The 23,861-nt window shown below is 70.3% G+C and carries 21 protein-coding genes; 3 read left to right on the top strand and 18 right to left on the bottom strand.

The features are described 5' to 3' along the window. Nucleotides 1-66 precede the first annotated feature (66 nt). A complete protein-coding gene (locus F0U63_RS03320) occupies nt 67-2,442 on the top strand; it encodes an FdhF/YdeP family oxidoreductase (RefSeq protein WP_395843609.1) in 2,376 nt (791 codons plus the stop codon). Here F0U63_RS03320 and F0U63_RS03315 read toward each other — a convergent pair. Both F0U63_RS03315 and F0U63_RS03310 read right to left on the bottom strand, forming a co-directional pair. Next, nucleotides 2,439-3,185, bottom strand: a complete 747-nt coding sequence (locus F0U63_RS03315) for a PP2C family protein-serine/threonine phosphatase (protein WP_395843607.1) — start codon at nt 3,183-3,185, stop codon at nt 2,439-2,441. The genes F0U63_RS03320 and F0U63_RS03315 overlap by 4 nt on opposite strands. Before the next feature lie 29 nt (nt 3,186-3,214). Further along, entirely contained in the window at nt 3,215-4,909 is a 1,695-nt protein-coding gene (locus tag F0U63_RS03310) for a dipeptidase (RefSeq protein WP_395843605.1), read from the bottom strand. A gap of 235 nt (nt 4,910-5,144) precedes the next feature. Between F0U63_RS03310 and F0U63_RS03305 the strand changes: the two genes are divergently transcribed. Beyond that, nucleotides 5,145-6,773, top strand: coding sequence for a fumarate hydratase (locus F0U63_RS03305; RefSeq protein WP_395843603.1), 1,629 nt, complete (start codon nt 5,145-5,147; stop codon nt 6,771-6,773). A 48-nt stretch (nt 6,774-6,821) separates the two neighbouring features. Here the strand turns inward: F0U63_RS03305 and F0U63_RS03300 are convergent, their stop codons facing one another. The 9 genes from F0U63_RS03300 to hemL form a co-directional block, all read right to left on the bottom strand. Next, nucleotides 6,822-7,214 carry a hypothetical protein gene (locus F0U63_RS03300; protein ID WP_002624703.1) on the bottom strand — a complete coding sequence of 131 codons (393 nt, stop codon included), beginning with the start codon at nt 7,212-7,214 and terminating at the stop codon, nt 6,822-6,824. 54 nt (nt 7,215-7,268) lie between these two features. Continuing rightward, a complete protein-coding gene (locus tag F0U63_RS03295; RefSeq protein ID WP_395843601.1) occupies nt 7,269-9,185 on the bottom strand; it encodes a response regulator in 1,917 nt (638 codons plus the stop codon). 22 nt (nt 9,186-9,207) lie between these two features. Continuing rightward, a complete protein-coding gene (locus F0U63_RS03290) occupies nt 9,208-10,971 on the bottom strand; it encodes an ATP-binding protein (protein ID WP_395843599.1) in 1,764 nt (587 codons plus the stop codon). Further along, entirely contained in the window at nt 10,968-11,981 is a 1,014-nt protein-coding gene (locus F0U63_RS03285) for an ATP-binding SpoIIE family protein phosphatase (RefSeq protein WP_395843597.1), read from the bottom strand. Before F0U63_RS03285 ends, F0U63_RS03290 begins: the two co-directional genes overlap by 4 nt. Then, nucleotides 11,972-12,352, bottom strand: coding sequence for an anti-sigma regulatory factor (locus tag F0U63_RS03280; RefSeq protein ID WP_395843595.1), 381 nt, complete (start codon nt 12,350-12,352; stop codon nt 11,972-11,974). The genes F0U63_RS03285 and F0U63_RS03280 overlap by 10 nt, the downstream gene beginning before the upstream one ends. Nucleotides 12,353-12,356: 4 nt before the next feature. After that, the gene (locus F0U63_RS03275) at nt 12,357-12,758 is read right to left on the bottom strand and encodes an STAS domain-containing protein (protein ID WP_395843593.1); all 402 of its coding nucleotides are present in this window, start codon (nt 12,756-12,758) and stop codon (nt 12,357-12,359) included. 14 nt (nt 12,759-12,772) lie between these two features. Next, nucleotides 12,773-13,642, bottom strand: coding sequence for an STAS domain-containing protein (locus tag F0U63_RS03270; protein ID WP_395843591.1), 870 nt, complete (start codon nt 13,640-13,642; stop codon nt 12,773-12,775). A gap of 170 nt (nt 13,643-13,812) precedes the next feature. Then, a complete protein-coding gene (locus F0U63_RS03265; RefSeq protein ID WP_395843589.1) occupies nt 13,813-15,186 on the bottom strand; it encodes a serine/threonine-protein kinase in 1,374 nt (457 codons plus the stop codon). After that, nucleotides 15,170-16,465 carry a glutamate-1-semialdehyde 2,1-aminomutase gene (gene hemL, locus F0U63_RS03260; protein WP_395843587.1) on the bottom strand — a complete coding sequence of 432 codons (1,296 nt, stop codon included), beginning with the start codon at nt 16,463-16,465 and terminating at the stop codon, nt 15,170-15,172. Before hemL ends, F0U63_RS03265 begins: the two co-directional genes overlap by 17 nt. Before the next feature lie 379 nt (nt 16,466-16,844). Between hemL and F0U63_RS03255 the strand changes: the two genes are divergently transcribed. Then, a complete protein-coding gene (locus F0U63_RS03255) occupies nt 16,845-17,774 on the top strand; it encodes a DUF6929 family protein (protein ID WP_395843585.1) in 930 nt (309 codons plus the stop codon). A gap of 1 nt (nt 17,775) precedes the next feature. Here F0U63_RS03255 and F0U63_RS03250 read toward each other — a convergent pair whose 3' ends face one another. The 7 genes from F0U63_RS03250 to lspA (F0U63_RS03220) form a co-directional block, all read right to left on the bottom strand. Then, nucleotides 17,776-18,720: a tol-pal system YbgF family protein gene (locus tag F0U63_RS03250; RefSeq protein ID WP_395843583.1), complete on the bottom strand. Its 945-nt coding sequence runs from the start codon at nt 18,718-18,720 to the stop codon at nt 17,776-17,778. Between the two features lie 311 nt (nt 18,721-19,031). Beyond that, the gene (locus F0U63_RS03245; protein WP_395843581.1) at nt 19,032-19,409 is read right to left on the bottom strand and encodes a hypothetical protein; all 378 of its coding nucleotides are present in this window, start codon (nt 19,407-19,409) and stop codon (nt 19,032-19,034) included. A gap of 158 nt (nt 19,410-19,567) precedes the next feature. Next, a complete protein-coding gene (locus F0U63_RS03240; protein ID WP_395843579.1) occupies nt 19,568-20,077 on the bottom strand; it encodes a KdsC family phosphatase in 510 nt (169 codons plus the stop codon). A gap of 12 nt (nt 20,078-20,089) precedes the next feature. Further along, nucleotides 20,090-21,085 carry an MXAN_5187 C-terminal domain-containing protein gene (locus F0U63_RS03235; RefSeq protein WP_395843577.1) on the bottom strand — a complete coding sequence of 332 codons (996 nt, stop codon included), beginning with the start codon at nt 21,083-21,085 and terminating at the stop codon, nt 20,090-20,092. Between the two features lie 50 nt (nt 21,086-21,135). Beyond that, the gene (locus F0U63_RS03230; RefSeq protein ID WP_395843575.1) at nt 21,136-22,452 is read right to left on the bottom strand and encodes a prolipoprotein diacylglyceryl transferase; all 1,317 of its coding nucleotides are present in this window, start codon (nt 22,450-22,452) and stop codon (nt 21,136-21,138) included. Nucleotides 22,453-22,532: 80 nt separating this feature from the next. Beyond that, nucleotides 22,533-23,150 carry a signal peptidase II gene (gene lspA, locus F0U63_RS03225; protein ID WP_395843573.1) on the bottom strand — a complete coding sequence of 206 codons (618 nt, stop codon included), beginning with the start codon at nt 23,148-23,150 and terminating at the stop codon, nt 22,533-22,535. A gap of 10 nt (nt 23,151-23,160) precedes the next feature. Then, the gene (lspA, locus tag F0U63_RS03220) at nt 23,161-23,781 is read right to left on the bottom strand and encodes a signal peptidase II (RefSeq protein WP_395843571.1); all 621 of its coding nucleotides are present in this window, start codon (nt 23,779-23,781) and stop codon (nt 23,161-23,163) included. Nucleotides 23,782-23,861 lie beyond the last annotated feature (80 nt).

Raw genomic sequence — 23,861 nt, 5'->3', positions numbered from 1 at the left:
GAGGGGTAGACTCCCAGCCCCCTGGGTCCGCCGTAGCCCCTGTCCCGGACCCACGAGGAGGAGCGCATGGCGGCCACACCCCCATCGGCACGGACGGCGCAGTCCCACGAGCACGGCCCGACTCCCTCCGAGCCGCTTCCGAGCGCCCAGCCCCCCATCGTCCCCGAGCCGCTGCGCATCGGCGCGCCCTCGACGGCCGCGGGCGGCGTGCCGGCGGTGCTCTCCTCGATGAAGCACGCCTGGGAGGAGATGGGCGTGGCGCGAAGCACCCAGACGCTCCTGCGGGTCAATCAGCCGCACGGCTTCGACTGTCCCGGCTGCGCGTGGCCCGACCCCGCCCACCGCTCGGCCTTCGAGTTCTGTGAGAACGGCGCCAAGGCCGTGGCCGAGGAGGCCACCACCGCCCGGGTGACGCCCGAATTCTTCCAGCAGTGGAGCCTCGTGGACATGGCCGCCCAGACGGATCACTGGCTGGGCAAGCAGGGCCGGCTCACCCACCCCATGGTGCTGCGCGAGGGCGCCACGCACTACGCGCCCCTGTCCTGGGACGAGGCCTTCGCGCTCATCGCCAGCGAGTTGCACGCGCTCGGCTCGCCGGACGAGGCGTGCTTCTACACCTCGGGCCGCACGAGCAACGAGGCCGCCTTCCTCTACCAGCTCTTCGTGCGGCGCTTCGGCACCAACAACCTGCCGGACTGCTCGAACATGTGCCACGAGTCGAGCGGCACCGCCCTGAACGAGACCGTCGGCATCGGCAAGGGCACGGTGACGCTCGAGGACTTCGAGAAGGCCCGCGTCATCGTCGTCATCGGGCAGAACCCGGGCACCAACCACCCGCGCATGCTCACCGCGCTCGAGGCCGCCAAGCGCCAGGGCTGCCGCATCCTCAGCATCAACCCCCTGCCCGAGACGGGCTTGCAGCGCTTCAAGCATCCGCAGACGGTGCGCGGCGTGCTCGGCTCGGGCACGGCGCTCGCGGACCTGTTCCTCCAGGTGCGCATCAACGGGGACGTGGCGCTCCTACAGGGCCTGGGCAAGGCGCTGCTCGAGCGCGAGGCGAAGCAGCCGGGCTTGGTGGTCGCGCGCGACTTCGTCGAGGGCCAGACGCTCGGCTTCGAGGCGTACGCGGCGCACCTCGCGGGCGTGTCCTGGGACGACGTGGTGGAGCAGAGCGGCATCCCCCGCGAGAGCATTGAAACGGCCGCGGGGTGGCTCGCGGAGACGGACCAAGTCATCTGGTGCTGGGCCATGGGGCTCACCCAGCACCGCAACGCGGTGGGCAACATCCAGGAGATCGTCAACCTGGCGCTGCTGCGCGGGAGCATCGGCAAGCCGGGCGCGGGCCTGTGCCCGGTGCGCGGCCACAGCAACGTGCAGGGGGACCGGACCATGGGCATCTGGGAGAAGCCCCCGCCCGCGTTCCTCGACGCGCTGGAGCGGGAGTTCGGCTTCACCCCGCCCCGCCACCACGGCCACGACGTGGTGGGCGCCATCCAGGCCATGCACGCCGGCGAGGTGAAGGTCTTCTTCGCCCTGGGAGGCAACTTCCTGTCGGCCACGCCCGACACGGAGCTCACCGCCGAGGCCCTGCGCCGCACCCGGCTCACCGTGCACGTGTCCACCAAGCTCAACCGGGCCCACCTCGTCACCGGACGCCGGGCACTCATCCTGCCGTGCCTGGGGCGCACCGAGCGCGACAGCCAGGCCGGTGGCGCCCAGTTCGTCACCGTGGAGAACTCCATGGGCGTGGTGCACGCCTCGCGCGGCACCCTGCCCCCCGCCTCCGAGCACCTGCTGAGCGAGCCCGTCCTGGTGGCCCGGCTCGCGCGCGCGGTGCTCGGGCCGGCGGATGCCATTGCCTGGGAGTCGCTCGTGGAGGACTACGACCGGGTGCGCGACCTCATCGCCCGGACGATTCCCGGCTTCACGGACTTCAACCGCCGGGTGCGCGAGCGGGGAGGCTTCGCCCTGCCCAACGGGCCTCGCGAGGGCCGCTTCACCACGAAGAGCGGCAAGGGGCACTTCACCGTGCACCCGATGCCTCGGCTGGCGTTGGAGCCGGGCCAGTTGCTGATGATGACGATCCGCACGCACGACCAGTACAACACCACGGTGTACGGGCTGCATGACCGCTACCGGGGCATCCACAACGGCCGGCGCGTGGTGCTGCTCAACGCCGAGGACATGAAGGAGCTGGGCGTGAAGGCCGGGCAGGAGGTGGACCTCACCAGCCACTTCGAGGGCCAGCGGCGCGTGGCGCGGAAGTTCGTCGTGGTCGCCTACGACATTCCCCGGCGGTGCGCCGCCACCTACTTCCCCGAGGCCAACGTGCTGGTGCCCCTGGGCAGCGTGGCGGAGAAGAGCCGCACGCCGACGTCCAAGTCGGTCGTCATCAGCCTCGCCCCCTCCGTGGAGCTGCCCGCCCTGGCGTCCGGGGCCTAGCCGTTGTCCAGCACCCGGAGCACGATGCCCGTGATGTTGTCCGTCCCGCCCCGCTCATAGGCCCGGGCCACGAGCCGCTCGGCGATCTCCCGCGCCGAGCCACCCTGGGCGAGCAGCTCGACCATCATGTCCGGTGGCACCAGTTCGTACAGGCCATCACTGCACAGGAGCAGCACGTCGCCGGCCCTCAACGGCACCCGGCCGCAGTCCGGCTCCACGCTGTCCTCCATGCCCACCGCGCCCGTGAGCGAGTTGCGGTGGCGCAGCGCGAAGGGCGTCTTCGTGTCGAGCCCCGCCGCCTCCATCTCCGCGATGACGGTGTGGTCGCGCGTGAGCCGCTGCACCGCCCCGTCGCGCACCAGGAAGGTGCGGCTGTCGCCGATGTTGCACACCACCGCCTCGGCCTCCTGCAGCAGCACCCCGGTGAGCGTCGAGGCCATCATGGACAGCTTGCCGCGCTGCTGGGCCCGCACCTCCTCGTGCGCCAGCCGCACCGCATGGAGCAGCATCTGCTCGGGGGTCTCCGCCTCGAGCGGGGCCGTGGCATCCTCCCGTGAGGCCAGGAAGTCCGTCACCGCGCGCAGCACGAGCTGGCTGGCCACTTCCCCACCCTCGTGGCCGCCCAGTCCATCGGCGACCGCGAAGAAGCCCAGCTCGGGCCGCTCGCAGAAGGAGTCCTCGTTGTTCGAGCGGCGGCCGATGTGGGTCGCGGCGCCACTGTCGATTCGTGGTGTGACGGGCATTGAATGCCTTTTAGACGAGATGATGCCCCTCAGGGGGCGGGAGCGACCGTGGGCTTCGACTGGGGGACGGGGGCCGGGGGCTTGACGTCCGGCGCCGCGGCAGCGGGGGTCCCGGGAATCGCCAGCTTGGGGCCCGCGTCCTTCACGATGGTCCGGTACCACGAGTCCGGGTACCTGGGATGGTTCACCTTGCCCGCTTCGTCGCGCACGTTGCCGTCGATGTACTTCACCAGGAGCTGCTCGCCCAGCTTGCGCCAGCGCGTGTGCACCTTGGTGCCCTGCTGGGAGGAGTAGTCGGTGAGGTAGGCCCGCGCCTGCTCGGGCGAGTTCTTGTACAGCTCCAGCGCCGCCTTCTCGATGTCGCCCTGGTCGGCGAGGAACTGGCCCTCCAGCTCCCCCTGGACCTTCTGCACGTCGACGATCATGTCGCTCCAGCGCCCATAGGCCTGGTTGGACACCCAGTTGAACACCCAGAAGGAGGAGTCCCAGGAGAACTGGCCCCGGCTGGCCACGCCCTGGGCGAAGTTGGCTGGCGCGCGGCGCACGCCCGCGTACATCGGCGTGTAGACAGTCGTGAAGGTGTCATCCACGCCGAACCACAGCACCCCGCCCACCGGCGCCGGCATCCACGAGCGCATCTGCGCCACGAACGAGAAGCCCGTCTGCTGCGTGGAGATGGCCCGCTCGTGAACGTACTCCTTGCCATCCACCTTCCACGTCATCGGCCGCCAGCGGTAGGGCGCCGCGTAGGGCCCCGCTCCCACGTCCTTGGACATGTCCAGCGGCGTGCCCTCGAAGTGGTCGCGCATCAGCCCCATCACGTCCTGCACCGACAGCTTGCGGTCCGGCTTCACCCACAGGGGCAGCCGCTTGTCCGGCGCCGAGCCGTCCGCGTACTCCACCCCCAGCCCGAGCGACGGCGCCGCGCGGCGGAAGATGCTCCACACGCGCCCCTCGGAGAAGCGGGTGCCGCCGAAGTCGAGCGGGTGGTAGGTGTCCGCGAAGCTGAAGTCCTTGTCCGCCCCACTGAACCAGCCTTTCTCGCGCGCGAAGGAGATGACGTCCTTGGAGTACAGGGCGTTGGCCGGATCATTGAGCGGGAACTGGCGGATGCGCGCCTGGTTGGCGTGCGCGGAAAGCGTCCCCTCGGGCAGCCGCCGGGCCACCCATACCGCCCCCTTCTGCCCCGCGCCCTTGCCAATCAGCTCGAGGATCCACGCTTCCTTGGGGTCCGCGATGGAGAAGGACTCGCCCGTGGAGGCGTAGCCGTACTCGGCCACCAGGTCCGTCATCACCTGGATGGCCTCCCGGGCCGTCTTCGCGCGCTCCAGCGCGATGTAGATGAGCGAGCCGTAGTCGATGATGCCCGTCGGCCCCTTCAACTCCTCACGCCCGGTGAAGGTGGACTCACTGATGGAGAGCTGGTGCTCGTTCATGTTGCCCACCACCGACCAGGTGACGGGGGCTTCCTTGATGCGGCCGAGGAACTTGCCCGTGTCCCACTCGAAGATGTCGCGCTGAGCACCGGGCGCGTTGCGGCGCGCCGGGGTGTAATACAGCTCGCCATACAGCTCGTGCGCGTCCGCCGCGTAGGTGATGAAGGTGGAGCCATCGGCCGAGGCCCCCTTGCTCACCAGCAGGCTGGTGCAGGCGAGGGCCGCGGGCGCCGCCAGCCCCGCCGCGACGGCCAGAGGGGGGAGGAACTTCGAGAAGGAGCGGATCATGGCGGCGGATGCTACCAGGGAGCTTCGCGTCCCGGTGGGCCGGAGAGGAGTGCTTCCCCAGCACTCGGGCGAGCCAGGAGCCCCGGCTTGCCTCTACAATCACTCGTGACTCGCATGAGGGCAGGTTCTCGGCGCGTCCGCGCCCGTCCGCCGGGGGGATGGCACCCGGTGGACAATCAGGGCATGGCAACCCGGGCCCCCGCGGCCCCGCCCCCCATCTTGGAGAAGGCCCACGATGAACGACTTCCAGTTCCAGGACATGCTTCCGCTCGGCAAGGACGAGACGCCCTACCGGCTGCTCACCCAGGACGGCGTCTCCACCTTCGAGGCCGGGGGCAAGAGCTTCGTCCAGGTGGCCCCCGAGGCGCTCACGCTCCTCACCCGCGAGGCCATGCGCGATATCTCGCACCTCTTGCGGCCCGGCCACCTCCAGCAGCTCGCGAACATCCTCAAGGATCCCGAGGCCTCGCCCAATGACCGCTTCGTGGCGGTGGAGCTGCTCAAGAACGCCAACATCGCCGCGGGCGGCGTGCTGCCCTCCTGCCAGGACACCGGCACCGCCATCGTGATGGGCAAGAAGGGCCAGTACGTGCTCACCCAGGGCGGCGACGAGACGGCCATCGCCCGGGGCGTGTTCGACACGTACCGCACCGCCAACCTGCGCTACTCGCAGATGGCCGCGCTCGACATGTACAAGGAGGTCAACACCGGCAACAACCTCCCCGCGCAGATCGAGCTGTACGCGACCGACGGCGACGCCTACAAGTTCCTCTTCATGGCCAAGGGGGGCGGCTCGGCCAACAAGAGCTACCTCTTCCAGGAGACCAAGGCGCTGCTCAACCCGCAGAGCCTCTTGTCCTTCCTCGACGCGAAGATCCGCTCGCTGGGCACCGCGGCGTGCCCGCCCTACCACCTGGCCATCGTGGTGGGTGGCACCTCGGCCGAGTTCGCGCTCAAGACGGCCAAGTACGCCTCGGCGCGCTACCTGGACACGCTGCCCACCGAGGGCAACGCGCTCGGCCGGGGCTTCCGCGACGTGGCGCTGGAGCAGGAGGTGCTCAAGCTCACCCAGCGCACGGGCATCGGCGCCCAGTTCGGCGGCAAGTACTTCTGCCATGACGTGCGCGTCATCCGCCTGCCCCGCCACGGCGCGTCCTGCCCGGTGGCCATCGCCGTGTCGTGCTCGGCGGACCGGCAAGCGCTCGGGAAGATCACCCGCGAGGGCGTCTTCCTCGAGCAGCTCGAGACGGATCCGGCGAAGTACCTGCCGGAGACGGCGGACGCGGACCTGTCCGGCGAGGTGGTGAAGATCGACCTGCGCCGCCCCATGGCGGACATCCGCGCCGAGCTGTCGCGCTACCCCATCAAGACGCGCCTGTCGCTCTCCGGCCCCATGGTGGTGGCGCGCGACATCGCCCACGCGAAGCTCAAGGAGCGGCTGGACAAGGGCGAGGGCATGCCCCAGTACCTCAAGGACTACATGGTGTACTACGCGGGCCCGGCGAAGACGCCGGAAGGGTACGCCTCGGGCTCGTTCGGCCCCACGACGGCGGGCCGCATGGACGCCTACGTGGACCAGTTCCAGGCGGAGGGGGGCAGCTACGTGATGCTCGCCAAGGGCAACCGCTCGCCCGCCGTCACCGAGGCCTGCAAGAAGCACGGGGGCTTCTACCTGGGCTCCATTGGCGGCCCCGCGGCGCGGCTGGCCAAGGACTGCATCACCAAGGTGGAGGTGCTCGAGTACCCCGAGCTGGGCATGGAGGCCGTCTGGAAGATCGAGGTGGTGGACTTCCCCGCCTTCATCGTCGTGGACGACAAGGGCAACGACTTCTTCGCCAACATCAACAAGCCCACGAAGAAGTGAGCCGCTCGGGGGCTCCGGGTCAGCACCCGGGGCCCCGCGTCAAGCGCGTCAGTGCTTGAGCCCGGCCACGTGCTGGGTGGGCATGTTCTCCAGCCCGTGGGTGAGCTGGAAGGTGTAGCGCACGCGCGGCGCGGACTTGGTCCCACCGAGCACCTTGAAGAGGAAGTAGCCCCGGTCCACGTTCTCCGGATCCGCCAGCACCTGCACGTGCATCAGGTCCGTGGTGTCGAGCACCATCTCGCCCACCAGGCGCTTGCCCATGATGAGCTGCACCACGGGCGTGCCGTTGTCCTCCGAGAACAGCACCCAGTGGAGCGCCTCGGTGTCGTACAGCCAGGACTCCTCCGTGCCGACACTGAGGAGGCAGTTGGTGTGGTCCAGGATCCAATCCCAGAAACGTTCGAAGGGGAGCGTCACTCCCGATTCCGTCTCGATCGCCATGGTCCCCCACATAGCGCAGGTCGGGCCGTGGGGGGCATGGCCAATCGCGCGGGGCTAGGCCCTGGGCTTGCGCGCCGGGAGCTGGTTGAGCAGCCGCTCCAGTTCGTCCGGTTTCACCGGCTTCACCACGTGCAGGTCGAAGCCCGCTTCCACCGCGCGTGAACGGTGCTCGCCGCTGTAGCCCGTGAGCGCCACGAGGTAGACGTCCTGGCCGCCCTCGCTCTCGCGGATCTTCCGCGCCACCTGGAACCCGTCCATGCCCGGCAGGCCCAGGTCCACCAGGGCCACGTGCGGCCGCAGCGCGGGGAAGCGCTCCACGCCCCGGAAGCCGTCCTCGGCCACCGCCACCTCGTGGCCCCACATCTCCAGCAGCTCGCGCAGCACCTCGCGCGTGTCCTCGTTGTCCTCCACCAGCAACACCCGCCGCGCCGCGCCCGCCTCGGGGGGAGCGATCCGCGCCTCGGCGGGCGTGGAGGCCACCGCCTGCGCCGTCAGCGGCAGGGTCACCACGAGTTCGCTGCCCTTGCCCTCGCCCTCGCTGAACGCCCGGACATGGCCCCCATGCAGCTCCACGAGCCGCCGCACCAGGGTCAACCCGATGCCCAGGCCCCCACGGGAGCGATCCAACTGCTGCTCGCCCTGCACGAAGAGCTCGAACACCCGCGCCTGGAGCTCCGAACTCATGCCGATGCCCGTGTCCTTCACGCGCAGCACCACCTGGCGCTCCGGGCCCCGCGGCTCCACCGTCACGCCGACGAAGACGTGGCCACCCACCGGGGTGTACTTGCGCGCGTTGTCCAGCAGGTTGGACACCACCTGCTCCAGCCGCGTGGCATCTCCCTCCAGCCACAGCGCCTCGGGCGGCAGCGTCAGCTCCAGGTGCAGCCCCTTGTCCAGGAGCGACTGACGGCGCGCCTCCACGCCGTGCTGCACCACCTGGCGCAGGTCCACCAGCGCGCGCCGCAGCTCGATGTGGCCGCGGTTGAAGCGCGACACGTCCAGCAGATCATCCACCATGCGCGCCATGTGCTGGCTCTGCCGAGTCAGCACGCGCATGGCCCGGGACTCGGCGCCCTGGGGCTGGGTGGCCTCGGCCAGGTGCAGGGAGTTGACGATGGCGGCCAGGGGATTGCGCAGCTCGTGCGCCAGCATCGCGAGGAACTCGTCCTTGCGCCGGTCCGCCTCCGCCAGCTCCGCCGCGCGCCGCCGCAGCTCCTCCTGGAGCTGCCGGTGGGGCGTGATGTCCGTGAGGATGCGCACCGCGCCCGCCACCCCGCCCCCATCGCCCTCCACGGGGTTGGCCGCCACGCGGTACCAGCGCGAGCCCAGGCACACCGTGGCCTCCTCGCGGCAGTCCAGCGCCTCGCCACAACTCGCGGGCAGCGCCTCCTCGCCGCCCGCCGCCTCGCGCAGCAGCGCCGCGAAGGACCGGCCGAGCACCGCCTGCTCGCTCCCGCCGAACAGCGACACGAAGGAGCGGTTGGCGCGCATCACCCGGCCCTGTCCATCCAGCAGACACACGCCATCGCCCAGCGAGTCGAAGGTCGTCTTCCACTGCACGGCCGCGCGGCGCGCGTCCTCCTCGGCCCGGCGCAGGCGCAACAGCGAGCGCACCGTGGCCAGCAGCTCCGCGGTGTCCACCGGCTGCGTCAGGTAGCCATCCGCGCCGCTCTCCAACCCCTCCACCTTGTTCTCGGTGCGGATGTAGTTGGCCGACAGGTGCATCACGACGATGTTGGACGTGTGGGGATCCGACTTGAGCCGCCGGCACACCTCGATGCCATTGATGTCCGGCAGCTTCACGTCGAGGATGATGAGGTCCGGGCGCAGCTCGGCGGCGAGTTGGAGCGCCTCGGCGCCCGTGCCCCCCTCGGCGACCTGGAAGCCCGACGCGCGCAGGATGCGCGACACCGCGTACCTATTCGCTTCATTGTCGTTGATGTTGAGCAGGATGGGTTCGCGGTGAGGCACGAGGCGATCTCCAAGATGGGCGTCAGGACCGCCGTTCCGGGCCGGACAGGGCACGTTGCAGAAGGTCGAACGCGGCGTCCCGGGTGAGTCCACTCTTGGAGAGGATACCCAGCACGTGGGGGAGCAGGCGTCCACGCTCCTGCTCGGTCAGGGAACGGCTGGTGTGGATGATGACGGGGATGTCGCGCGTGGTGCGCTCGCGCCGCAACGTCTCCAGGACCTCGAAGCCATCCATCCCCGGCAACGACAGGTCCAACACGATGGCGGAGGGGTGGAGCTGGTTGGCCAGACGCACGCCCTCCACGCCCGTGGTGGCCTCGCGGAACTGCAGCGAGGCGTCGGCGAGCAGGCGCTTGAGCAGGTAGCGCACCACCTCGTCATCGTCCACGAGCAGCACGGTGCGCGGGCGCGATGCGTCCCGCGGTTCCTCGGGCTCCAACGGCTCGTCATCCACCAGGGACTTCTGCCGCTGGGTGTAGTCGAGCGCCACCCGGGCCCGGAAGGTGCTGCCCTGGCCCTTCTGGCTCTCCACGGTGAGCGAGCCCCCCAACAGCTCCGCCAGGCGCCGCGACAGGGGCAGGCCGAGCCCCGTGCCCTTGACGCCCTGCTGGTGCGGACCCTCCACCTGCACGAACTCCTCGAAGATGCGCTCCTGGTCCTCGGGCGCGATGCCCACGCCGGTGTCGCGCACCACGAACTCCACCATGCCGCGAGGGCCGGCCACCACCGACACCCGCACCTCGCCCCGCTGGGTGAACTTGAGGGCGTTGGAGACGAGGTTGCGGAGGATCTGCGACAGCTTGCGCTCGTCGGTGTGCAGCTCCGGCACTCGCACGGGCTCGTCGAAGACGAGCGCCACGCCCTCGTTCACCTTCAGGGGGCGCAGCATCCCGCGCAGCGAACCGAACAGCTCCCCCACGGAGAAGCGCGTGGGGAGCACCTCGGAGCGGCCGGACTCGATCTTCGCCAGGTCCAGCAGATCATCGATGAGCTCCTGCAGGGCCTCGCCGGACTTGCGGATGAAGGTGACCTGCTTCTCCTGCTCGTCGTTGAGCGGCCCGTCCAGCCGGTCCAGCAAGAGCCGCGACAGGTTGACGACGGAGCTGATGGGCGTGCGCAGCTCGTGGCTCACGTTGGAGATGAAGCGCGTCTTCATGTCCGAGGCGCGGCGCAGCGCCTCGGCCTTCTCCTCCAACTCGGCGTAGAGCGCCACGACGCCGCGGTTGGTCTCCTCCAGCTCCCGGTTGAGCCGCTCCACCTCGGCCTTGCGCGCCTGGAGTTCCTCCAGCGTGCGCAGGAGCTCCTCGTTCTGCCGCGACAGCTCGTCCACGGCGTTGGAGCGCCGCTGCCGCTCCAGCTCGGAGCGCAGCGACTGCAACATGTGCGAGGGGGGCGCGGCACGCGGCAGGCGATGGGCCAGCTCCAGCACCAGCCAGCCCTCTCCCTCCAGGTGCAACGACACCCGGTCCATCAAGCGCTGCGCGGGGGCGAGCGCGGGGCCGGGCCGGGGCGCCGCCGGGGGCACCCCCGACATGAGCCCCGGAGTCGACACCGGAGCCCGCACGCGCACGAGCAGCGAGGGCGACTGCGTCTCCTCCAGGAGGAACTCGATGTGGCCATTGGCCTGGGAGGCCGCGAGCCGGGCCACCTCGGAGATGGCCGTGGCGATGCGCACCTGATCCTGTCCCTCGAACCCGAGCACCTGGGCGATATGGCGGCCCCGCTGCCGGGTGTTCACCACGTCCTGCCCGGTGCGCAGCTCGGATTGAAAGAGGGAAACACTCACGGAACGCTCCGCGCGGTCTCTCGGGCCACCAGCACCGTCACGTCATCCCGTCCCCGGCAGAAATCCCGGTAGAGCACGCCCGCCACCAGGGAGGGGTGCCGGTGGAGCAGCCCGGGGGAGCCATCCACCCGCCACTGGGTGAGCAGACCATCCGAGCACATCACCAGCACCGAGTCCGGGCTCCACGTATAGGCGAACGACTGCACGCGGTGCATCTGATGGCCCAACGTTCCATTCATGGACACCATGCGCTGCACGCCGCCCTGGGGCGAGAGCACGGAGGCGGAGATGTTGCCCACCCCGGCGAAGTCGAGCCGCGCGTCCCCGGGACGCAGGGAGGCCAGCGCCACCGCCGCGCCCCGGGTGCTGTGCAGCTCCCCATGGGCGCCCTTGAGCAGCGCGGTCACGTCCGACGTGCCCTGTTCGAGGAAGGAGACCACCGCGGCGCGCGAGGCGCGGGCCGCCTCGGGCCCATGGCCCAGGCCATCGGCGACGAGGAACACGGAGCGGCCGTCCTTGGTGTCCAGGCTCCAGGCATCCCCACACACCTCCTCGCCCCGCATCGGCACACATACCGCGCCCACTTCCACCTCGGCGCGCGGCGGCTTGCTCAACCAGAGCTGGGCGAGCAGCGCCGTGCCCACGCCAGGCTGGGAGTAGATGTCGAAGACGGAGGACATGCGCCGGATGGCGCCCAGTCCCGAGCCCCCCGTGCCGGCGGTGGTGTAGCCATCGCGCATGCAGCGGTCCACGTCCGCCATGCCGGGCCCCTTGTCGAGCGCGAGCAGCTCCACGCCCACGTGGGAGCCGGCATGCAGGGTGCGCAAGAGGAGTTGGCCCTCGCGAGCATGGGCCACGAGGTTCTTGGCGGCCTCGCTCGCCACGAGCGCCACCTTGCCCTGGGCCTCCTCGTTGAAGCCCAGCTTGGAAGCGAGCGCGGCGGCCGTCCGGCGGGCGTGTCCCGCCTGGCTGCTCTCCGTGACGGCGAGCGCCGTGGTGCTCACTTCCATCGCGTCACCGTGACCCGTGTCCCCTCCCCCACCTTGCTGACGATCTCGAAATCATTCACCAGCCGCTTGGAGCCACCCAACCCGAGTCCCATACCGCCTCCCGACGTGTAGCCATCACGCAGCGCCAGTTCGACATCGGGAATCCCTGGCCCTTGATCTTCGAAAGACAACCGCAGACCGCGCCGGATTCCATCCTGGACCTGTTGCAGGGTGACGTTGCCTCCCCCCCCGTAATCCAGGGTGTTGCGCGCCAGCTCACTGGCCGCCGTCACCATCTTCGTCTGCTCCACGAGGCTGAACTTCAGTTCAGCCGACCAGGTACGGACCGCCTGGCGCACGAGCACCAGGTCCTGGGAGGAGCGGATGGGCATGGTGTCACTCCTCAAGATAATCATCCGAGACCTCGATTCGAGCCTCGTCCTCCTCCATGGAAGCCCGTAGGAGCGCCATTCCCTTCTCGATGTTGAGGGCGGTGCGGATGCCGGGCAGGGACATGCCCAGCTCCACCAGGGTGATGGCCACCGCGGGCTGCATGCCCACCACGACAGTCTGGGCGTCCAGCACCCGCGACATGGTCGCGATGTTGCCCAGGATGCGGCCGATGAAGGAGTCCACCACCTCGAGCGAGGAGATGTCGATGAGCACGCCGCGCGCGCCCGTCTCGACGATCTTCGACGTGAGGTCGTCCTGGAGGTTGACGGCGACCTGATCGTGCATGTCCATCTGGATGGTGACGATCAGCACCTGCCCCATGCGGAGGATGGAAATACGCTCCATGAGCTGGGGCCCCCCTAGACCTTGCCCGGGGCCTGGGAGCCGGGGGCCTGGACGTTCTGGTTGAGGCGCCGCAGGGCCCAGCGGAAGGCTCCCGCGAGGCTCGACTTGGTCACCACGCCGGACAGGTCCACGCCCAGGTGGACGATGGTCTGGGCGATCTGCGGCCGGATACCGCTGATGACGCACTCGGCGCCCATGAGGCGCGTGGCGGTGACGGTCTTGATGAGGTGCTGCGCGGTGAGCGTGTCCACGGTGGGCACGCCGGTGATGTCGATGATGGCGATCTCCGCGCCCGTCTCCACGATGCGCTGCAGGAGCGTCTCCATCACCGTCTGGGTGCGCCCGCTGTCCAGCGTGCCGATGAGCGGCAGGGCCACGATGCGATCCCACAGCTGCACCACGGGGGTGGACAGCTCCAGCATCTCCTGCTGCTGGCGCATGATGACCTCCTCGCGCGTGCGCTGGTGCACCTCGGTGGTGAACAGGCCGAGCTTGTCCAGCAGCTGCGTGGCGGTCCACATCTCCTCGGCCACCTGCTGCGGCTGGCTGGCGGACTCGCGGCGCAGCCGGTCGAACAGGGGCTGCTTGAAGCTGAAGATGAAGGTGGCCGTCTCCGAGGGGGAGAAGCCCTGGAGGCTGCGCGAGCGCGACAGCCGCTCGAGCTGCTCGCGCACGGGCGTGAACGCCGAGGCATTGATGTCGGCGACGTTGCCGTTCTGGGTGGCTTGCGTGAGCAGGCGGAGGAACTCCGCGCACTGCTCACGCAGCTCGCCTTCCTTCATCAGGGCATCGCGCCGAACACCGCTGTTGGACAGGTTGGAAAACCATTCCGTCAACAGCTCGGACGAGTGGTTCTTGAGGATCTCGTGGATGCGGTTGGTCAACAAACTCCTCCTGACGAGCAGCCTGTACCACAAGGGGTCGCACCACGAGCCAGCCACGAACCGGGCGCCGGAAGGCCCGGAGACGACTGTTCAATGCCCAATAACCCCCGGGAGCAGACGGGCCATTCCCCGCTTCCCTGGAGGAGCGGCACGCACGCGGCGACGGGGTTTCAGGCCAGCAGCCACACCAGGAGGAAACCCAGCACGAGCGCGGCGAGGAACAGCACCCCGGCGCGCCAGCCCGTCCAGGACGGAGCGGCCGGGGCGGCGGGAAGCACCTCGTCCCCGTCTTCCTCCACGACGGCGCGCACCAGCCCGGAGCCCTCGTCGCGCCGCGCCACCTCAGACTCGTGCGTGGTGAGGTCCACGTCGAAGGCCACGCGCACCTCGCGCGAGGTGGGCGAGTGGGCGAGGGGCGGCCGGGTCTCCTCCACCAGGGTCACCGCCGAGGAGGGCAGGAAGTCCGCGGGCGCGTCGAGCGCGCGGTGCTCGAAGGCGAGCGCGGTGGGGGGCGCGAAGGCGGGCAGTTCCTTCTCGGTGAGGGGACGGCGCAGGGAGGAGCGGCCCCGGAGGAGCTCGCCGAGCACGCCATCCTCCACCCGCTTCTCGCGCGCGAAGGCGTCGCTCATCAGCCGCGCCAGGTCCGAGTCGCCCAGGCCGGGCGACACCTCCTCGCGCACCGAGCGCAGCGCGCGGGCGAACGCCGTGGCGTCCTGGAAGCGCGCCTCGGGCTCGGTGGCCAGCGCCTTCATCACCACCGTGTCCACGCGCGGCGACAGGCCCTCGCGGTGCTGGCTGGGGAGAGCCCACTCGGGGTAGGCCGCGCGGCGCCAGCGCTCGACGACGTCACCCTGCTGGGCCAGGGGCTGCCAGGAGAGCAGTTCCCAGAGCACCACCCCCGTGGCGTACACGTCCGCGCGCCGGTCCACGCGCTGCTTGCGCGCGTGCTCCGGCGCCATGTACGCGAGGCTGCCCATCACCACGCTGGGCGCCGTCTGGGCCTCCTTGAGCGTGGACTGCGCCGCGCCGAAGTCGATGATCTTCACCTCGCCCGCGTAGGAGATGCACACGTTGGCGGGCGACAGGTCGCGGTGCACCAGGTGCAGGGGGTGGCCATGCTCGTCCGTCACGTCGTGCGCGTGGGCGAGGCCCTGGCACATGCGCTCGGCCACGAGCAGGGCGAGCCCCACGGGCAGCACCCGGCCCTGTTTGCGCAACCGCCAGGCGAGCCGGTTGAGCGTCTTGCCGGCCACGTACTCCATGGCGAGGTAGAGCTCACCGGCCACCTCACCCATGTCCCACACACGGGCGATGTTGGGGTGGGACAGCCGCCGCACCACGCGCGCCTCGTCCCGGAAGCGGGCGAGGAACTGCGCGTTGCCGGCGAGTCCCGGCAGGACCTTCTTCACCACACAGGCACGGCCCAGCGCCTCCTCGCGCGCGAGGAACACCTCTCCCATGCCCCCGTACCCGATGCGCCGCACCAGGGTATAGGGGCCGAAGGAGACGGGCCCTTGGGCCTGTGGCTCAGGAACCTTGTCCAAGCGCGCGGAACGCCCGGCGAGCCGCCCGGAGGATGTGCGCCACCTCGGGCTCGTTGATGGACAGCGACAGGAAGGCGGACTCGAACTGGCTGGGCGGCAGGTACACGCCCTCCTCCAACATGAGGTGGAAGAAGCGGCCGTAGCGCGCCGTGTCGCTCTTCTTCGCGCTCGCGTAGTCGAACACCGGCCCCTCGGTGAAGAAGACGGTGATCATGCTGCCCACACGGTTGATGGTGACGGGCACGCGCGCCTCCTCCGCCTCCGCGCGCAGACCCGCCTCCAGCTCCCGGCCAATCGCGTCCAGGCGCTCGTACACGCCCGGCGAGCGCAGGGCCTGGAGCGTCGCCAGGCCCGCGGCCACCGCCACGGGATTTCCCGACAGGGTGCCGGACTGGTACACCGGCCCCTCGGGCGCCACCTTCGCCATGACGTCGCGCCGCCCGCCGTAGGCCGCCAGCGGCATGCCGCCGCCCACCACCTTGCCGAAGGTGCTCAGGTCCGGCCGCAGCCCGTACACCTCCTGGGCGCCCCCGCGCGCGAGCCGGAAGCCCGTCATCACCTCGTCCAGCACGAAGAGCACCCCGTGCGCCCGGCACAGCGCCTGGAGCCCCTGGAGATAGCCCTCCTCGGGGATGAGCACGCCCATGTTGCCCACCACCGGCTCGATGATGGCGCAGGCGATGTCCTTGGCGCGGTCGGCGAACAGCCGCTCCACCGCCCCCAGGTCATTGAAGGGCACCGTCAGCGTGAGCCCCGCCACCGCCGCGGGCACCCCCGGCGAGTCCGGCAGCCCCAGCGTCTCCACGCCGCTGCCCGCCTTCACCAGGAAGGGGTCCCCCGCGCCGTGGAAGCAGCCCTCGAACTTGAGGATGTAGTCGCGGCCCGTGAAGCCCCGCGCCAGCCGGATGGCCGCCACCGTGGCCTCCGTGCCGCTGGACACCAGCCGCACCTTCTCCACGCTCGGCACCGTGGCGCAGATGAGCTCGGCGAACTGCACCTCCACGTCCGTGGGCGCCCCGAACGTCGTGCCCCGGCGCGCCGCCTCGGTGACGGCCGCGACCACCGGCGGCCACGCGTGGCCGAGGATGAGCGGACCCCAACTGCCCACCAGGTCCACGTACCGGTTGCCGTCCACGTCCGTCAGCCACGCGCCCGACCCCTCCTTGAAGAAGACGGGCTCGCCACCAACTCCACGAAAGGCGCGCACCGGCGAGTTCACCCCTCCCGGAATGAGCTCCTGCGCACGCGAGAAGAGAGCCTTGCTCTGCGAGTGGTTCATGAGCGCTCCATACCACGCGCCCCCCTCCCGTCGGCTCTCTTCACTCCAGGTGGATCGCTTGATTCTCAACGTGTAATCGTTTACAGATTATCAACGCTTACACTCGCGGTCATTGTTATAAGCAGAAGGAAAAATTCCGCGACGCCGGGATGGGACTCCGCCCGCGCGCGCCATCGGAATGGGCAGCACTGGTGGCTCTCCCGCTCCTCGCGTCCATGAGGACGTCGCGGTCGAGCGAGAGCAACCGGCCTCCATCGACTTCATCCGGAGGCCGGGCCGGAGCGCTGAACGAGAGCTGGGGTGGGGGTATCCGGGGGAAGTCCCCCGCCCCGGCTCTCTCCCTGGGACGGGTGAGGGACGGTTGGGGTAAGCCCCGCCCATGCTCCACCTCCGCCAACGCCGGACCCTCACCCTGCGTGCCCCCGAGAGCCCGGGAGCCGCGGCACATGTCTCCGCCGCGAGTGGCCTCGTGCGCGTGGGGCAATGGCTCCACGTCATCGCGGATGATGCGCTGGCCCTGGCCTCCTTCCCCCTCCAGGGAGAGGAGCCGGGAGCGCTCGTGCGACTGCTACCGGGGGAGCTGCCGCTCGAGCACCGCGAGCGCAAGGCGCGCAAGCCGGACTTCGAGGCGCTCTGCCTGCTGGGAGCACTGGCCGGGGCGCCCAGGGGAGCGCTGCTGGCGGTGCCCTCGGGGAGCACACCGGTGCGCGTGCGGGGCGCGCTGGTGCCACTGGAGGCGGACGGGAGCCCGGGAGGAGCGGTGCGCGAGGTGGACTTCCAGCCCCTCTACGCGCAGCTCGAGCGGGAGCTGGGGCCGCTCAACATCGAGGGGGCCGCGGTGACGGGCACGCGCCTGCGCCTGCTCAACCGGGGCAACGGGGACGCGGGCACGGACGCGGTGGTGGACCTGGACCTGGCTCGGGTGCTGAGCGCGCTGGAGGCGGGACGGCCGGCCCTGCCGGACGTGGTGCGCACCGTGCGCCGGTGGGAGCTGGGCCGCGCGGGCCCGGTGCGCCTGTCCTTCACGGACGCCTCGCCCCTGCCGGACGGGCGCGTCGTCTTCACCGCCGCGGCCGAGGACACGCGCGACGCGTACGCGGATGGCGCGGTGACGGGCTCGGCGGTGGGCGTGCTCGCGCCGGATGGCACGCCCGTGTTCCTCGACGGCGTGGACGCGAAGGTGAAGCTGGAGGGCGTGGACGCGCGCGTGGAGTCGGGCCGCATCCACCTGCTGCTCGTGTCGGACGCGGATGACCCCGCCCGGGCCGCGCCCCTCTTCGAGGCCGTGCTGGAGGGCGTCGCCGGCTAGCTCAGTCGCCGTGATCCCTCGCGGCTTCCTCGGCCGAGCCGCCCACCGCCTCCACCGAGGTGCGCGCGGGCCGCGCGGGCACCTTGGCGAAGGCCGACACGCGCGAGCCGATGTTCTCCGGCGTCGTCGCGGCGAGGCGGCGGCGCGCCCGGGCGATGGCGTCCTGCACCATGGCCGGGTCCGGGTGGCTCTTGAGGGCCTGCACCCACATCTCGATGGCCTTCTCGTTGTCGCCCGCCTCGGCCTTGAGCTTGCCCGCCTCGAACATGGCGTGCGGGGCCAGCTCCGAGTCGCCAAAGCGCGTGAGCAGGGCCGCGTAGGCGAGCGAGGCCTCCTGCCGGAAGCGCTGCACGTCGGCGGTGCTCGGGGTGCCCTGGACCGACTGCATGTGCAGCGCCTGGGCCTGCAGGAAGAGCGCGTCGTCCACGAAGGCGCTGGTGGCGAAGCGCTCGGCCAGCTTGCGCGACTCCAGCACGCACTGGCTGTAGTCCTGCAGCTCGAAGTACAGCTTGGCCACCTGGTAGTGCAGCTCGGCGCCCTGGGGCGGATTGCGCGCGAGCGCGGCGGTGAGCTGATCAATCGCGCCGCGGGGGTCGCGGAAGTGCACCCGCAGCAGCTCGGCGAGCACCACCCGCGACTCCTGGGCCTCGGGGGACTCGGGGCACTGGGTGATGAGCTCCTTGTAGACGCTCACCGCCTCCTTCACCTTGCGCAGCTCCAGCCAGTACACGTCCGCGGCGCCCTTGAGCGCGCGCGCCCGGAGCACCGGCGCCTGCGGCGAGTCATCCAGACGCAGCGCATCCAGCGCCTTGCGGTACTCCACGAGCGCCTCGTCGGGACGCTTCTCGTAGACGGAGTCGCGGGCGCGCTGCAGGTGATCGGTGGCGCCGTCCCGGGTGCAACCCGGGGCGAGCACGAGGGCCAGGAGGAGAAGGGAACGCCGCACTAGCAGGTCTCCGGCGGGACGCGGACACACTCGGTGTTCAGACAACGGATGCATTCCAAGGGGCCCGGGATGTCCCTCACGCACAACGTCATGGTCGAGGAACGGGGACAATCCTCGGAGGCGACACAGCGGTAGGCCTGGCCCTGGTCATCGCGCACGGGTACCGGGCGACACGCCTCGGAGTCGGAGGGGCCACAGCCCGCGAGTCCCGTCACGGTGGCGAGGATGAGCGCTGTGATCCGGGTTCTCACGGGGCCGGAGTTCTAACCGGATTCAGCCGCTCCGTCACGCGCGCGACACCCGCCAGGGGACTAGCGGCTCATCGCTCCCTGGAAGGCCGAGGAGAGGACCGTGCCCGCTGACGCCATGCGTTGAGCGCGCGCCTTGTCCTCCTGCCGCTTCAGCAGGTTCGCCATGCCCCGGAGGTGCTCGTCGGACACCTGGCACTGGATGGCGGACACCTGGCCGTGCCGCTGCTCCAGCTCCTGCCACAGGTGCATCCGGGCCTGATTGCCCAGCAACCGGACCTCCACGGCGTCGAACGCCGCGTCCATGCGCCGCTCATCCTCCTCGAGCAGCGCGAGCCGCGCCTGGGCCTCGTCCGGGGGGAAGTCGACCGCGCATCCACTCGCCAGCCAGAGCACCATCATCGCCCCCGCGAGCCTCCAGCGCCGTGTCCCTCCAGCCATTCTCCCACCTCAGGTTGTTCCAAATGCCCGTTCGCGTCCACGAGGGCCGGGAGGCTCCTCGCGCGGCGCGCAACCTAGGGACCCGCGCGCCCGGGGGGAACCATCTCGTGCGACGGGCGGGCGTTTTGGGAGGGGAGAAGGCTCAACACCCGACAAAGTCAGGGCACGCGGCGGTGTCGGAGGATGAACTCACACACCTCACGCGCCGCGCCAAAGCCCGCCGCCCGCTGCGCGACATAGTGCACCCGGGAACGCACCTCGTCCGGGGCCTCGGGGGGCGCCGCCGAGAAGCCCACCGCCTGGAGCAGCGGCAGATCCACCAGCTCATCCCCCATGTAACCACATCGCTCCGGCGTCACCTTGAGCAGCTCCAGCAGCGTCTCGAAGTGCGCCACCTTGTCCTGACTGCCGAAGTGCACGTGCTTGATGCCCAGCGACTGCATCCGCATCTGCGCCGAGAGGCTGTCCCCGCCGGAGATGGCCGCCACCTCCATGCCCGCCTCCTGCAGCCGCTTGATGCCCATGCCGTCGCGCACGCTGTACATCTGCGTCCAGCCCGAGTTGGGCACCCAGAAGATGCGTCCGTCCGTGAGCGTGCCGTCGATGTCGAAGATCATCACCGACAGCCCGCTCACCCGCGCCTTGAGCGACTCGAGGTTCTGGTTCATCCGCGCGGGCGCCTACTTGGGCACGGCCTTGAGCACGGCCTTGCCATCCTTGATGACGACCTTGAACTCCACCGAGTTCGCCTTGTGCTGCTTCATCAACTCCGGCACCTGCTTGCGCAGCGAGGCGGCCACGGAGTCGTAGTTCATCTTGGAGGTGTCCTCCTTGTTGTTGCGCTTGGCCGCCACGTAGGCGTCGTACACGGACTTGAGCCGGGCATCGGACAGGTCGCTCGAGCCGGACGCGGCGGGACGCGCCGCGGGCGGAGCGGCACGGGGCGCCGCGGGACGGGCCGCCACGGGCGCCACGGAGGGCACCAGGGGCTTGACCGCGGGCGCCACCGGCGCCACCGCCGGCACCAGGGGCGCGATGGCCGGAATGACGGGCGCCACGGAGGGCACCAGGGGCTTGACCGCGGGCGCCACCGGCGCCACCGCCGGCACCAGGGGCGCGACCGACGGCACCAGCGGGGCCACCGACGGCACGCCGCGCACGGGCAGCGACGGCCCGTCCAGCGCGTCCAGCTCATCGTCGGGCAGCTCCAGCGAGCCATGGGTGCGCGGCCTGTCGGAGCCCTTCTTCTCGACACGGCGGCGGGCCTTGACCACATCCCGCTTGTAGGTGCCGTTCTCGATCTCCTGCATCGTGCGCTGCCACAGCCGCTCGTAGGTGACGAACTTGCCGTGGATGGACTGCACGCGGAACTTCGCCGAGGTGTTGCGCACGAAGCTGCCCTTGAGCCGCATCACGCGCTTCTTCAAGTCCTCGTACTGCCGCGTCGGCGGGACGCGCTCGGTGCCCAGGAAGTAGTGCTCGTAGGCCACCTTGAGCGCCGCGATCTCCTCCTCGATGGCGTCACACTCCTGGAACGTCACCTCGCTGCCCGACATGGTGGGCATGCCGGACTTCGTGTCGCCGCTGGTGGCGGCCAGCTTGGCGGCGGACTTGGCCGAGGTACCGACCTTCGTGGCCTGATTCTTCGTGGATGACTTCGCGGACTCGTACGCCATGGGCACCCACGAGTGTCCCCAAGACGCGCTTTCCGATCAACCTCGCAGCCTCACGCGGGGCTGGGAGTCGGTCCCACGCCCGGCAGCTCACCGGCCTGGCGGATCCGCCGGTACAACAAAGTAGCGCCAAAGGTGAACATGCACAGCGAGATGAACTGGCTGGTGGAGATGTTGTACCAGGCCTCCAGGGGCACCGCGTCGGCCAGACGCGCCGCGCCAAGCGACTCGAGCAGGCCGTGCAGGGTGCCGCGCTCGGTGTCCCCGCGGAACAGCTCCACCGTGGTGCGCAGCACCGCGTAGCACATGAGCCACAGGGCGAAGATCTGCCCGTGGAAGCGCCGGTAGCGCCGCGCGTACAAGAGCACACAGAAGAGCACGAGCTGCCCGACGGACTCGTAGAGCTGCGTGGGGTAGACCGGCAGGGTGGTGCCGTGCTGGGCGACCCACTCGGAGATGCGCAGCGCGCCCGGGACGGGATAGTGGAGGATCAGCCCGGAGTCCGGCAGGACGAAGCGTCCATCCTGGGCCTGGGACTGGAAGGCGAGGCTGGAGGAACCCGAGAGCCGGCCGAACAAGTCCTGGGCGAGCCCCGCGCCCGGAAAACGGGCCATGAAGCGCGCGCCGGACGCGGCGACATCGCCCCAGCAGCACCCGGCGGAGAAGCACCCGAGCCGGCCCAGGCACTGGCCGAGCGACACCGTGGGAATGGCCAGGTCCGCCAGGCGCAGGAAGTCCATGCCGTGGCGGCGCGCGAAGAGCCACGCCGCCAGGGCCGCGCCGATGAGGCCGCCGTAGAACACGAGCCCGCCGCCCAGCGAGAACACCTGCGTCCAGTCGCGCGCGTAGTCCTTCCAATTGACGAGCACGAAGAGGACGCGGCTGCCCACCAGGCCGCCCACGAGCACGTGGAAGCCCAGGTCCAGCACCGCCTCGCGCTTGCGCGGCCCCTCGGTGTCCACCCACTGGCCGCCCCCGGACGCGTCCGGCACCCACGACATCGAGCGCCACTCGTCCTGGGCCAGCCGCGCCGCCACCGACATCGCCGTGAGGAAGCCGGCGGCCAGCAGCAACCCGTAGGTGTGCACGGGGATGCCCTGGCCCTGGCCTCCGGGGAGGGCGTCCGCGGGCAGGGCGTAGCGCAGACCGACGAAGGCCAGCCCCGCCGCGACGGCGCCATAGCCGAGCGCGCGCGTGAGCCGCTGTCCGGACGTGGGCGGCGAGGCCTTCCCACTCCCCTCGGGCGAGGGCCCCTCGGCGCCGAGCCAGCCATTCCGGGCGATGGACACCACCGCGACGAGCGCCACCGCGTACAGCAGGAGCTGCGAGGCGAACGAGGTGAAGGTGAAGTGGATGAGGACGGGGAGCATGATGGGGGAGCCTCGGGAAGCGCGCGGCCCGACAGCCTAGCCGCTCAGGGCATCCGGAAGGAAAAGGGCCGCCCGGCGGCTCAGGAGCCGAGCTCCGCGGACTTGCGCTCCGCGGGCGTCTCCTTGCGCACGAAGGCATCCACCAGCAGCAGCCCCACGCCCACCACGATGGCCGAGTCGGCCACGTTGAACGAGGGCCACGCGGCCTTGTCGTACCAATGGGCCTCGAGGAAATCGATGACGAAGGCCCGGGCGAGCCGGTCGATGTAGTTGCCCAGCGCGCCGCCGAGCACCAGCGGCAGGCCCCACAGCGCCCAGCGCTCCTTCGGATCCTTCCCACTGAGCTTGCTGAAGTACCAGGTGATGAACACCACGGCGCCCAGGCTCACCACGTGGAAGAGCGGTCCCCGGATGTGGGGCGGCAGGCTGCGGAACATCCCCCAGGCGGCACCTGGGTTCTCCGCGTAGCGCAGGCGGAAGAACGAGGGGGAGATCTCGATGTGCCGCTTGGACCGGAAGTGCAGGCCGTCATAGCCCAGCGGGGGCGGATCGCCATACATCGCCGACAGCCGCTCGCCCAACGTGGGCCGGTCATCGAAGCGCGTGGTGAGCTCGCGCACGACGAGGTACTTCGTCCACTGATCCAGAACGATGACGCCAAGCGCCACCGACAGCAGGAGAAGGTATTTACGGGGCACGGCAGGCGGCTTACACCACCTGGCCCCCCGGCGTCACGGATTCCACGGGCTGGCGCGTCTGGAAGGAGTCGAGCAGCAGCAGTCCCACCCCCACGCAGATGGCCGCGTCGGCCACGTTGAAGGTGGGCCAGCGCATCCCGGGCTGGTTGCGCCAGTGCCAGTCGATGAAGTCGATGACGTAGCCGCGCAGGAGCCGATCCACGAAGTTGCCCAGCGCGCCGCCGGTGACGAGCGCCAGCGCCCAGCGCGACCGGGTCTGCTCCGGCGTGAGCTTCAGGTACATGTAGAGGATGAAGCCGAGCGCGATGAGGCTCACCCCGTGGAAGAAGGGCCGGCGCACCCCCTCGGGCAGGTTGGCGAACATCCCCCACGCCGCCCCGGGGTTCTCCACGTAGCGGAAGTGCCAGTAGTCCTCGATGAAGCGGTAGGGCCGGGTCGAGCGGCGGAACGCCCCCTCCACCGGCGGATCGTTGTCCAGGTTCTGCTCGGACACGAAGCCTTCCAACCGGGCCAGGCCCGTGCGCCCGTCGAGCGCCTCCGTCAGATGGGCCACGGCCAGGTACTTGGTCACCTGGTCGGCGGCGAGGGTGGCGAGGCCCACGAGGATGAGGACACGAAAGCGTTTCACCATGAGACCCCCACCTCTACCCCGGCCGCCCGGATCCTGACAATCCACGCCGCCCTGGGGACGGACAGGCGTCAGGCTCGCTC

Origin of the sequence: Cystobacter fuscus, from assembly GCF_044360685.1 — a bacterium.
GTDB lineage: Bacteria > Myxococcota > Myxococcia > Myxococcales > Myxococcaceae > Cystobacter > Cystobacter fuscus_C.
The sequence above is the reverse complement of the archived record's forward strand: the minus strand, read 5'-3'. Positions and strand labels throughout refer to the sequence as shown.

Excerpts from the sequence above, each read along its gene's own strand:
- F0U63_RS03285 (WP_395843597.1), bottom strand. The coding sequence starts at position 11,981 with ATGGAAGTGAGCACCACGGCGCTCGCCGTCACGGAGAGCAGCCAGGCG.
- F0U63_RS03320 (WP_395843609.1), top strand. The coding sequence starts at position 67 with ATGGCGGCCACACCCCCATCGGCACGGACGGCGCAGTCCCACGAGCAC.
- hemL (WP_395843587.1), bottom strand. The coding sequence starts at position 16,465 with ATGAACCACTCGCAGAGCAAGGCTCTCTTCTCGCGTGCGCAGGAGCTC.
- F0U63_RS03315 (WP_395843607.1), bottom strand. The coding sequence starts at position 3,185 with ATGCCCGTCACACCACGAATCGACAGTGGCGCCGCGACCCACATCGGC.
- F0U63_RS03280 (WP_395843595.1), bottom strand. The coding sequence starts at position 12,352 with ATGCCCATCCGCTCCTCCCAGGACCTGGTGCTCGTGCGCCAGGCGGTC.
- F0U63_RS03230 (WP_395843575.1), bottom strand. The coding sequence starts at position 22,452 with ATGCTCCCCGTCCTCATCCACTTCACCTTCACCTCGTTCGCCTCGCAG.
- F0U63_RS03240 (WP_395843579.1), bottom strand. The coding sequence starts at position 20,077 with ATGAACCAGAACCTCGAGTCGCTCAAGGCGCGGGTGAGCGGGCTGTCG.
- F0U63_RS03235 (WP_395843577.1), bottom strand. The coding sequence starts at position 21,085 with ATGGCGTACGAGTCCGCGAAGTCATCCACGAAGAATCAGGCCACGAAG.
- F0U63_RS03310 (WP_395843605.1), bottom strand. The coding sequence starts at position 4,909 with ATGATCCGCTCCTTCTCGAAGTTCCTCCCCCCTCTGGCCGTCGCGGCG.
- F0U63_RS03255 (WP_395843585.1), top strand. The coding sequence starts at position 16,845 with ATGCTCCACCTCCGCCAACGCCGGACCCTCACCCTGCGTGCCCCCGAG.
- F0U63_RS03305 (WP_395843603.1), top strand. The coding sequence starts at position 5,145 with ATGAACGACTTCCAGTTCCAGGACATGCTTCCGCTCGGCAAGGACGAG.
- lspA (WP_395843571.1), bottom strand. The coding sequence starts at position 23,781 with ATGGTGAAACGCTTTCGTGTCCTCATCCTCGTGGGCCTCGCCACCCTC.
- F0U63_RS03245 (WP_395843581.1), bottom strand. The coding sequence starts at position 19,409 with ATGGCTGGAGGGACACGGCGCTGGAGGCTCGCGGGGGCGATGATGGTG.
- F0U63_RS03275 (WP_395843593.1), bottom strand. The coding sequence starts at position 12,758 with ATGGAGCGTATTTCCATCCTCCGCATGGGGCAGGTGCTGATCGTCACC.
- F0U63_RS03300 (WP_002624703.1), bottom strand. The coding sequence starts at position 7,214 with ATGGCGATCGAGACGGAATCGGGAGTGACGCTCCCCTTCGAACGTTTC.